The organism is Pseudomonas mosselii (genome assembly GCF_005796105.1).
GTDB classification, from domain to species: Bacteria; Pseudomonadota; Gammaproteobacteria; order Pseudomonadales; family Pseudomonadaceae; genus Aquipseudomonas; species Aquipseudomonas mosselii_C.
Genome location: NZ_VAUO01000038.1, coordinates 1 through 1,576 on the forward strand (window position 1 = coordinate 1; position 1,576 = coordinate 1,576).

The following is a 1,576-nucleotide window of genomic DNA, read 5'->3' on the forward strand; positions in this document are numbered from 1 at the left end:
GCCACCAGTTGGGTTCGCCGGGAGGAGGGAGTTTGGCTGGGCCGTGGTTCATGAAGTGGCGAAGGTATTCCCAGACTTCGGCGACGTGTTTGGTGCCGGGTTCGGTAGGCTCGTTGCTGTCGACCCAAAGACAGTCTTTTTGATGGAGGCTGCCGTCTTCTCGACGGGGGGCGAATGCGAGTGCATAGGAGGTGCTGAAGGATGAGCCACCAAACTCTGTGCGCTTGAAAAGCCCCCCTCCGGTATTGTGCCATTCGAAGACGAATACCCTTCTGAAACGTTGGTAGTAGATTTTTTTTGTTGAGCGGTTGAAGCAAACGCTTGATAAGCCTTTGATGAGAAATATTCGATAAATGAGAAATGGGAGAAATATGAAAGGTCCTAGTGCTGTGCCGATGATCAATATCGGATTGAGAGTATAAGGATTCCAGGCTTCTTCGGACAACAAAATAGGATAGAGGCCAATCATCAAAGTGACAATTGCTGCACAGTACAGCTTTCCCATAAATATGGAGTCTGTTACCCAAGGGTTATGCAGGTGCAGAGTGTTTTCGGATACGCTCAATATCTGACCACCAATTGCGGGTTTATACCCTGAGCATGAGGTTGAGTTGAATAGCCATATAGTTGCCATGATCAGCGCTCTAGATGAAAGTTAGAATGAATCTCAGCACCTTCGGTAAGTCCTTGGTTGGCGCTGTAGGCGAGATGAAGTGAGACATGGTTTTGGTGGTGCAGCGTGAGCTTTATATGAAGGATCAAGCCGGCGTCTACAACGTAGGCAGCAGGATTGATTGGAAATACGTCGATTCCTCCATCGTCACGAAGGCTGCTCGAACCTCCTGACCATTGGCTGGCGCCTATAGCGAAGCCCGGCAGCAGTACTGTGAACTCAGCCGTGGTTTCAGACGTGATCGCATACTTATATTTTATAGCTGACCAATTTGGCTGATTCCAGTGAGTGTGTTGGTGCCATTGAGTATCGACATTAGTTACGCCAAGTGATTGCGCTTCCTTGGCTGATAATAGTCTTGGCCTATAGTGTTCATCATGCCAAGCTTTGATTTCTGCGTGCAAGGAGTGAAATGGAGGAAGTTTTTTGTAATGATCCAGAATGATTTCAGAACGAATCTCTCCATCATTGATGCGATTGCCAAAGATGCTACGTGCTGTCCATAGCTCAATCGGACTGTGAAGGCGCTCATGTGCTTTGGCGTGAAGATACAGGCCCCCAGCAAGGATCGCTGCTCCCGCGAGCACCAATGCTGCTGCGGCCCACCCGGCGAAGGGGACGAATACCGTGGGCCCTGCTATTGCAAGCCCGGCCTCAAGAATGACCGCAGAACCAATGGCCGTGGTTACCCCGCCCGTGAATGTGTATGCGGCGGCAGCTGAGTTTCCGTTTTCGTTTTGGCGCCAAGCTTTAAAGGCGTCCGAGGAAAAGCCAAAAATTATTGCAGGATAGCCTGCCAATCGCGCAAAAAGATTACTGCTCAGGAACTTGACCACGCCATTACCAAACCCCATCCCCGGCGCTGTCGAACTCAATCTCAGCATCACGGCCTTCTGCGTAGCC

1 protein-coding gene and 1 pseudogene are annotated in these 1,576 nt (G+C 50.3%); both read right to left on the reverse strand.

Going from position 1 to position 1,576, the window contains the following annotated elements; translation table 11 throughout:
* On the reverse strand, positions 1-634 hold a 634-nt coding region (locus tag FEM01_RS23975; RefSeq protein ID WP_138221886.1), incomplete at its 3' end, for a DUF6708 domain-containing protein.
* Between the two features lie 2 nt (positions 635-636).
* Positions 637-1,576 (reverse strand): annotated as a pseudogene (locus tag FEM01_RS23980) (T6SS effector BTH_I2691 family protein); the annotation flags it as partial.